6 protein-coding genes are annotated in these 7,045 nt (G+C 70.3%); 1 reads left to right on the forward strand and 5 read right to left on the reverse strand.

Annotated elements, in window-relative coordinates; translation table 11 throughout:
• Nucleotides 1–5 precede the first annotated feature (5 nt).
• Nucleotides 6–557, reverse strand: a complete 552-nt coding sequence (locus VEC04_RS02630; RefSeq protein WP_324773578.1) for a hypothetical protein — start codon at nucleotides 555–557, stop codon at nucleotides 6–8.
• Between the two features lie 49 nt (nucleotides 558–606).
• A complete protein-coding gene (locus VEC04_RS02635; RefSeq protein ID WP_324773579.1) occupies nucleotides 607–1,566 on the reverse strand; it encodes a M28 family peptidase in 960 nt (319 codons plus the stop codon).
• A 150-nt stretch (nucleotides 1,567–1,716) separates the two neighbouring features.
• Here VEC04_RS02635 and ligA point away from each other — a divergent pair, with 150 nt between their 5' ends.
• Entirely contained in the window at nucleotides 1,717–4,056 is a 2,340-nt protein-coding gene (ligA, locus tag VEC04_RS02640; RefSeq protein ID WP_324773581.1) for an NAD-dependent DNA ligase LigA, read from the forward strand.
• Here the strand turns inward: ligA and VEC04_RS02645 are convergent, their stop codons facing one another.
• The 3 genes from VEC04_RS02645 to VEC04_RS02650 are packed head-to-tail and all read right to left on the reverse strand — an operon-like array spanning nucleotide 4,057 to nucleotide 6,805.
• Complete coding sequence (locus VEC04_RS02645; protein ID WP_414642636.1) at nucleotides 4,057–5,517, reverse strand: aspartyl protease family protein; 1,461 nt, start codon at nucleotides 5,515–5,517, stop codon at nucleotides 4,057–4,059.
• Nucleotides 5,518–5,527: 10 nt separating this feature from the next.
• Complete coding sequence (locus VEC04_RS14190; RefSeq protein WP_414642637.1) at nucleotides 5,528–5,758, reverse strand: helix-turn-helix domain-containing protein; 231 nt, start codon at nucleotides 5,756–5,758, stop codon at nucleotides 5,528–5,530.
• 57 nt (nucleotides 5,759–5,815) lie between these two features.
• Complete coding sequence (locus VEC04_RS02650) at nucleotides 5,816–6,805, reverse strand: aldo/keto reductase (RefSeq protein WP_324773585.1); 990 nt, start codon at nucleotides 6,803–6,805, stop codon at nucleotides 5,816–5,818.
• Nucleotides 6,806–7,045: the final 240 nt, after the last annotated feature.

A 7,045-nucleotide genomic window follows, 5' to 3' on the forward strand; every position in this document is an offset into this window, starting at 1 on the left:
GCGGCTCAGTCGCCCATCCACCATCTCATCCGGACGTTCCGCGCAGTCTCGCCGCCGGCGGTCAGGGCGCCGATGAGAACGACGCCGTCGCCGCCGAGGTTGCGCTTCGATGTGGCGAGCGCGTCCGGGTCGAGCCGCCCGTCGAACCTCACCCGGCCCAGTTCCGGCGATTGGCCTTCGAAGCTCACGGCGGTGTCGGTCACCTCATAGCGGGTCGGCAAGATGCGGGCGGTGACGCTGTGCGCCTCGCCCAGTTCGGTGGCGACCAAGGGGCTGGCGGCGTCGTCGAACTGGATCATCACCGGGCCGAAGGTCTCGCTGCGCGATCCGGCCTCCCAGCTTTCGAATTCGGACGCCTGCCCCACGAAGATGTGGTCGAGGCTCCACCTGCCCATCCGCACCGGCTCGGCCGGCATGTAGTAGCCGGATATGTCGGCCGTCGTGGAGTGGCTGAAGGCGGTCGCCGTCGGGCCCTCGGCGGGCGCGACCGCCCGATCGCAGGATGCGACGGCAAGCGCGGCCGCAATCGTCGCGCCGATGAGAAGTCTGGTGTGCATGGAACCCTCCGTATTCGAGCCCATCATGCGGGGGCGCTGCTGTCGACCCCTAGCGGTCCAGCCCGCGATCGAGTGCGCGGAAGCCGGCGATCGACAGCTCCGTCGCGCTGATGAACACCGACGGCGTGATCCGCTCGAAATCGTCCGAGGGGCGGTGATAGTCCGGGTGGTAGTTCACGCCGAAGTACAGGAACGGCACCTGCGCCCTGTGGAAGGCCGCGTGATCCGAGGAGTTGACCCAATTGTCCTCGCCGGTGTCCTGCGGCGTGTCCTTGCCGAAGGCCAAGGCGACCGCGCCATTGGCCGGGATGGGCTCGAGCAACGGGCGGAAGGCCGGGTGCTGGTAGGTGCCGGTGACCCACAGCTTGCCGTCCGTCTCGGCGCGGGCGGTCATGTCGAAATTCAGGTTCATCGCGATGGACGCCAGCGGCACCGGCGGCGCCTCGACAAAATGCTTCGCGCCCAGCAGGCCACGCTCCTCGCCGTCCAGCGCCACGATGATGACGCTGTGCTCGGGCGCCTGCCGCTTCAGGTCGGCGGCCAGGGCGAGCATGGTGGCGACGCCCGAGGCGTTGTCGTCGGCGCCGTTGTAGACCTGCCCGTCGGAGACGCCGACGTGGTCATAGTGGGCGGTGACGACGATGTAGCGGTCGGTCACCCGGGTTCCCGGGATGACGCCAAGGATGTTGACGCCGTTGAAGGTCTTCGGCCCCTCGCGGCTGCGCCCCTGCATCTCCCACGGCTGTTCGCGGCCCATGGCCGGCGCGGCGACGCCGAGCGCCTCCAGACGGCTGACGATATAGGCGCGGGCCTTCGACCCGCCCTCGGCGCCGGTGTCGCGGCCCTGCATGTCGTCGGCGGCGAGGATGCGGACGTCCTCCAGCAACTGGGCATGCATGGGCGACGGCTGCGGCGCAGCGGCGGGCGCCTCGGGAGCGGCGGTCGAGCAGGCGCTGAGCAGCAGGGCGGCCGCGAACGGCGAAAGGGCGGCGAGACGGAGATGGCGCATGGAGGCTCCTGGGAATGCGCCCGGTTTAGCAGGAGCCCGCCGCATCGTCAGGTTAAGCTCGTGTCATGAGGCCGGAAACGGACCCCGCCCTCGCGGCGTTGGCCGCCGGTGCTAGAAGACGGTCGAAGAGATGGAGCGAACGCGATTCCCATGGCCGAGACCGCCGTCGATCAGCTGACCGAAGAGCAGGCACGGGAGGAGTTCACCCGGCTGACCGCCGAGCTGGCGCGGCACGACGCCCTGTATCACCGCCACGACGCGCCGGAGATTTCCGACGCGGACTATGACGCGCTTAAGCAGCGGGCCCTCGAGATCGAGAGCCGGTTCCCCGAACTGACCATGGCGGATTCGCCGTCGCAGGTCGTCGGCGCCGCCATCTCCGCCCAATTCGCGCCGGTGCGGCACGGCGTGCCGATGCTGTCGCTCGACAACGCCTTCGACGGGGGCGAGGTCGCTGACTTCGTGGCCCGCATTCGCCGCTTCCTGAAATTGCCCGCCGACGAGCACGTCGCCTTCGTCGCCGAGCCCAAGATCGACGGCCTGTCCGCCAGCCTGCGCTACGAGAACGGCGTGCTGGTGTGGGGCGCGACGCGGGGAGACGGGCGGACCGGCGAGGACGTCACCGCCAACCTGCGCACCCTCGGCGACATCCCGGAACGGCTGTCCGGCGCCGGCTGGCCGGAGGTCATCGAGGTGCGCGGCGAGGTCTATGCGCCCAACGACGCCTTCGACGCCTTCAACGCCGCGGCCCTGGCCGCCGGATCGCGCACCTACGCCAACCCGCGCAATTTCGCCGCCGGATCGCTGCGCCAGAAGGATGCGGCGATCACGGCGCAGCGCCCGCTGCGCTTCTTCGCCTACGCCTGGGGGGAGACCTCGGCGCCGTTCGCGAAGACGCAGTGGGAGGCGCTGCAGACGCTGCGCTCGTGGGGCTTCCCGGTCAACGAGCGGTCGCGCCGGGTCGAGGACGCCGCCGGGCTGATGGCGCTCTACGAAGGGCTGCAGGCCGACCGGGCGACGCTCGGCTATGACATCGACGGCGTGGTCTACAAGGTCGACCGGCTGGACTGGCAGGAGCGGCTCGGCTTCGTCGCCCGCACGCCGCGCTGGGCTATCGCGCACAAGTTTCCGGCCCAGCAGGCGCAGACCGTGCTGGAAGGCATCGATATCCAGGTGGGCCGGACGGGCTCGCACACGCCGGTAGCGCGTCTGCACCCGGTGACGGTCGGCGGCGTGGTGGTGCGCAACGCGACGCTTCATAACGCCGACGAGATCGAGCGGCTGGACGTGCGTATCGGCGATACGGTGACCCTGCAGCGGGCGGGCGACGTGATCCCGCAGATCCTTGGTGTCGTGGACGCCGAGCGGCCCGGCCGTGGGGAGCCGTATGAATTTCCGCATATCTGCATCTGCCCTCTGAAGACGGCGCTGGTGAAGGAGACCAACGCCTCGGGCGTCGAGTCGGTGGTGCGGCGCTGTACCGGCGAGCTTGCCTGCCCGTTCCAGCGCATCGAGCACCTGAAGCATTTCGTCAGCCGCCGGGCTTTCGACATCGAGGGGCTCGGCGAGAAGCAGCTGATCGCCTTCCATGAGCGCGGCTGGATCAGCGAGCCCGCGGACATCTTCCGCCTCGCCCGGGACGAGGCGAAGCTGGACGCCCTGCGGGCCGAGGACGGCTATGGCGAAACCAGCGTACGCAACCTCGTGGCCGGCATCGATGCGCGGCGAACCATCGCTCTGGACCGCTTCATCTACGGGCTTGGGGTGCGGGACATCGGCGAGCAGACTTCGATCGTACTGGCGCGGGCCTTCGAGACCTGGCCGGCGTTCGAGGCGGCCTGCCTCGCCGCGGCGGAGGGGTTGCCGAGCGAGGACTGGGTCCGGCTGGGCGAGACGCACGCGGTGTCGCCGCGGGTGATCGCGGCGCTGGCGGAGGCGACACCCCCGGCGGAGGATCCGTGGCCCGACGCCCCGATCGATCGGAAGATCGCCCTCGCCTTCCCCGGCCTCGCCGCTCCCGCCCGACGCGGGCTGGCGACGCTGGCGGACGACTGGGCGGGGCTGGTGCGGCTGGCCGGGGTGGCCCGCAACGAGGGTCCGTCGGAGGGGCTGGGCCAGATCGCGGGCGTCTCCGGCGTCGGGCCGGTGGCGGCGCGGGCGCTGGCGCTGTTCTTCAGAGAGACGCACAACCGGGCCATGGTGGACGCGCTGGTGGCCGAGCTGGACCGGATCGAGGACGCCGAGAAGCCGAAGTCCGACACCGCCGTCGCCGGCAAGACGGTGGTCTTCACCGGCGCGCTGGAACGGTTCACCCGCGACGAGGCCAAGGCGCGGGCGGAGAGCCTGGGCGCCAAGGTGTCGGGCTCGGTGTCGAAGAAGACCGACTGGCTGGTCGCCGGCCCGGGCGCAGGGTCGAAACTGGCCGAGGCGCAGAAGCACGGGGTTCAGGTTCTGACCGAGGACGAATGGCTGGCCCTGATCGGCGGCTGATCAATAGAAGTCCCGGCTTTCGAGGACGCGGGTCTCCTCGCCCTCCAGCGTCAGGCGCACCTTCCGGCCAGCCGGCCCCGAAACCACCGCCTGGAGCGAGGCGGCGTCAAGGTCGAGCGCGGCGACGCCGTCGATGGCGGTGATCGCCTCTCCGCCGGTCCAGCCCGCCTCGGCGGCTGGCGAATTGGGCGACACGCGCTGCACAACGATGACCGCGCCGTCCTTGCGGAGACCCAGGCCGAGCCGGTCGCGGGCGAACGGTTGCGCCAGGCTGTCGGGATCCGCGCCGAGCCACAGGCGATCGCCGGTGAAGTCGGTGACAAGCCGGAAGCGGCCCAGCACGCCCATGCCCACATTGCCGGCGGTGCGGTCGCTGTCCACCGCCGAAGGACCGGCGGGGGGAAAGACGGTCGGCACGTCTCTCAGCTCGAACCCGGCGAGCTCGATCGAGCGGATCGTGGCGATACCGCTCTCGCGCATGCCGCCGACGGCGCCCGACATCACGGTCGAGCGCGGCCGTCCCTCCAGCAGGCCCGTGGCCCCGGCATACGCCGGATGGATGATCAGGGCGCCGCCGTTGCCTGTGTCGAACTCGAACAGCGCCGGCGATCGCCCCTCGATCGACAGGGGTACCGCGCGGATGGCGCCGGTCGAGACCAGCGGCGCCTCGGTCAGGCCCTCGGGCGCGACGAACCCCTGCCGCTCGTGAAACGCCAACCTGCGCTCCGGGAAATCGATATCGATGATCAGATCGTTGAAGGCGTCCTTGCCCAGCACCACCGGAAGCGGGCGCCCGATCGCCTGTCCGATGGTGGCCAGGTCGATCACCGCCACCGTTCGATCCGCGAAGGAGATCCCGTCGAGCTCGATGGTCACCCCCGGGGCGAACTGGGCGGCGCCCACGCCGCCCGTGCCGGCCGCCGCGACGTCGCCGCTGGCGCTCAGCCCGAGCCGCTCAGCGAAGGCCTTGTCCAGCACTGTCATCTCGGCGCCGCTGTCGAGCAGAACCTCTGTCTCGATCCCGTTGACCACGGCCGGGATGTAGATGCGGACGCCAGCGAAAAGATCGAACGGCATGAAACCGGTCGAGGCCGCGCCGCCGTCGATGACGTGCGCGGCGGCGCGCACAGGCCGGGCGAAGGCGGCGTCCGGCGTCCCCGGGTCCGCATCGATCGCCATCCAGCGCACCGATCCCTGCTCGCCGGCGCCGCCGGCGGACAGCTCGGCAAAGGGCATCAGAACGCCCTCGACCATGCGCCAGTCGTCGAAGCGGACGAAGGCTTCCCGGCGGTCGCGGACACGTCTCAGCCCGTACAGGGCGCCGGTTTCGGGCTCGATATAGAGTTCGTGCACGTCCTCATCGCCGAAATCGACCGCCACGACAGCGAAGGTTCGCCCGTCGCGGACAGCGTCCGCCTTGCGGTCGAGGCGCGAGAGATCGTCGAGCACCGCCTCGAACATCAGCAGGGCGTCACGACGCAGATCTTCGGCCGCCGGCGCCGCGATGTCCTCGATCTGGCCCGCCGGGGTCAGGGTCCAGCCTTCCGCGCCCCGGCGGACGCCTGCCCAGCGGCCTGGCCAGGCGATAGCCGGTGGCGGGACCGCTGGCCAGCAGGGCGCAATAGACCCGGGCCTCCAGTACCGTGAAGCCAAGGGCCGTCAGGGCCTGTTCCGCCTCGCTCTGATCCGATGTTATTTGCATTTGCAAATAACATCGGGGCCGAGCCGCGGGTCGCCAGTTAAATCCCTGTAACGCGGCTCAGCGGTTGAGCGCCGCCCGCGCCGCCTCCGCATAGCGGTGGCCGGAGGCGGCGCCCGCGGGGAAGACGGCGTCGATGCGGGCGAGGTCTTCCGTCGTCAGGGTCAGGTCGACGGCCGCGGCGTTCTCCTCGAGCGTCCGGATGCGGCGGGTGCCGGGGATGGGGACCAGATGCTCGCCCTGCGCCAACACCCAGGCGAGGGCCAGCTGGGCGGCGGTGACACCCTTGCCGGCGGCGATCTCCGTCACGGCGGCGACGAGGTCGAGGTTCTTCTGGAAATTCTCGCCCTGGAAGCGCGGGTTCGAACGGCGGAAGTCGTCGGGCGCGAGGTCGTCGACCGACTTGATCTCGCCGGAGAGGAAGCCGCGGCCGAGCGGGCTGTAGGGCACGAAGCCGATGCCGAGTTCGTCGCAGAGGGCCAGTAGTTCGTCCTCCGGCTCGCGGCTCCACAAGGAGTATTCCGTCTGCAGGGCGGTGATCGGATGGGTCGCATGGCCCCGGCGCAGGGTCGCGGGCGCAGCTTCGGAGAGGCCGAGGAAGCGGACCTTTCCCTCCTTCACCAGTTCGGCCATCGCCCCGACCGTCTCCTCGATCGGCGTATCGGGATCGACGCGGTGCAGGTAATAGAGATCGACGTGGTCGACGTTGAGCCGCTTCAGGCTTCCCTCGATGGCGCGGCGTACGTTGGCGGGCGAGCCGTCGACGGTCAGGGCGGTGCGGTCGGCGTTGTAGCCGATGCCGAATTTGGTGGCGATGAAGGCCTGATCCCGACGCCCGGCCAGGGCCTTGCCGACCTGAATCTCGTTGGTGTGCGGGCCGTACATCTCGGCGGTGTCGAAGAAGGTGACGCCGAGGTCGAGCGCGCGGTGGATCACCGCCGTCGCCTGCGCCTCGTCCGAGGCCTGGCCGTAGAAGGCGGCCATGCCCATGCAGCCGAGGCCGATGGCCGAAACCTCAGGGCCTGAACGGCCCAGCCTGCGCGTCTTCATCAGCGCGTCTCCTGAAATGTGGGAAGCCGGCGACGCATCCGCCGGCTCGCGGCAGATGGGCGCCGTTCCGCCTTATTTCAAGACCCGGCCAGCGCACGGATCGTCGGCGACCGATCCATGGCGTCGGGCTCCACCGGGTCCGCCCGCAGCTTCAGGTGGGCGAAAACGGTGCGGGCGCCGGCGAGGTCCTGCCCCGCCACTGGCCGCGGATGGGCGGAACCGTCCGGGGTGAGCGGAAGG

This window comes from Brevundimonas sp., from assembly GCF_035626535.1.
In the GTDB taxonomy this organism is placed as follows: domain Bacteria; phylum Pseudomonadota; class Alphaproteobacteria; order Caulobacterales; family Caulobacteraceae; genus Brevundimonas.

Coding starts and splice junctions, on each gene's coding strand:
- VEC04_RS02630 (WP_324773578.1), bottom strand. CDS start 557: ATGCACACCAGACTTCTCATCGGCGCGACGATTGCGGCCGCGCTTGCC.
- VEC04_RS02635 (WP_324773579.1), bottom strand. CDS start 1,566: ATGCGCCATCTCCGTCTCGCCGCCCTTTCGCCGTTCGCGGCCGCCCTG.
- ligA (WP_324773581.1), top strand. CDS start 1,717: ATGGCCGAGACCGCCGTCGATCAGCTGACCGAAGAGCAGGCACGGGAG.
- VEC04_RS02645 (WP_414642636.1), bottom strand. CDS start 5,517: ATGTTCGAGGCGGTGCTCGACGATCTCTCGCGCCTCGACCGCAAGGCG.
- VEC04_RS14190 (WP_414642637.1), bottom strand. CDS start 5,758: ATGCAAATAACATCGGATCAGAGCGAGGCGGAACAGGCCCTGACGGCC.
- VEC04_RS02650 (WP_324773585.1), bottom strand. CDS start 6,805: ATGAAGACGCGCAGGCTGGGCCGTTCAGGCCCTGAGGTTTCGGCCATC.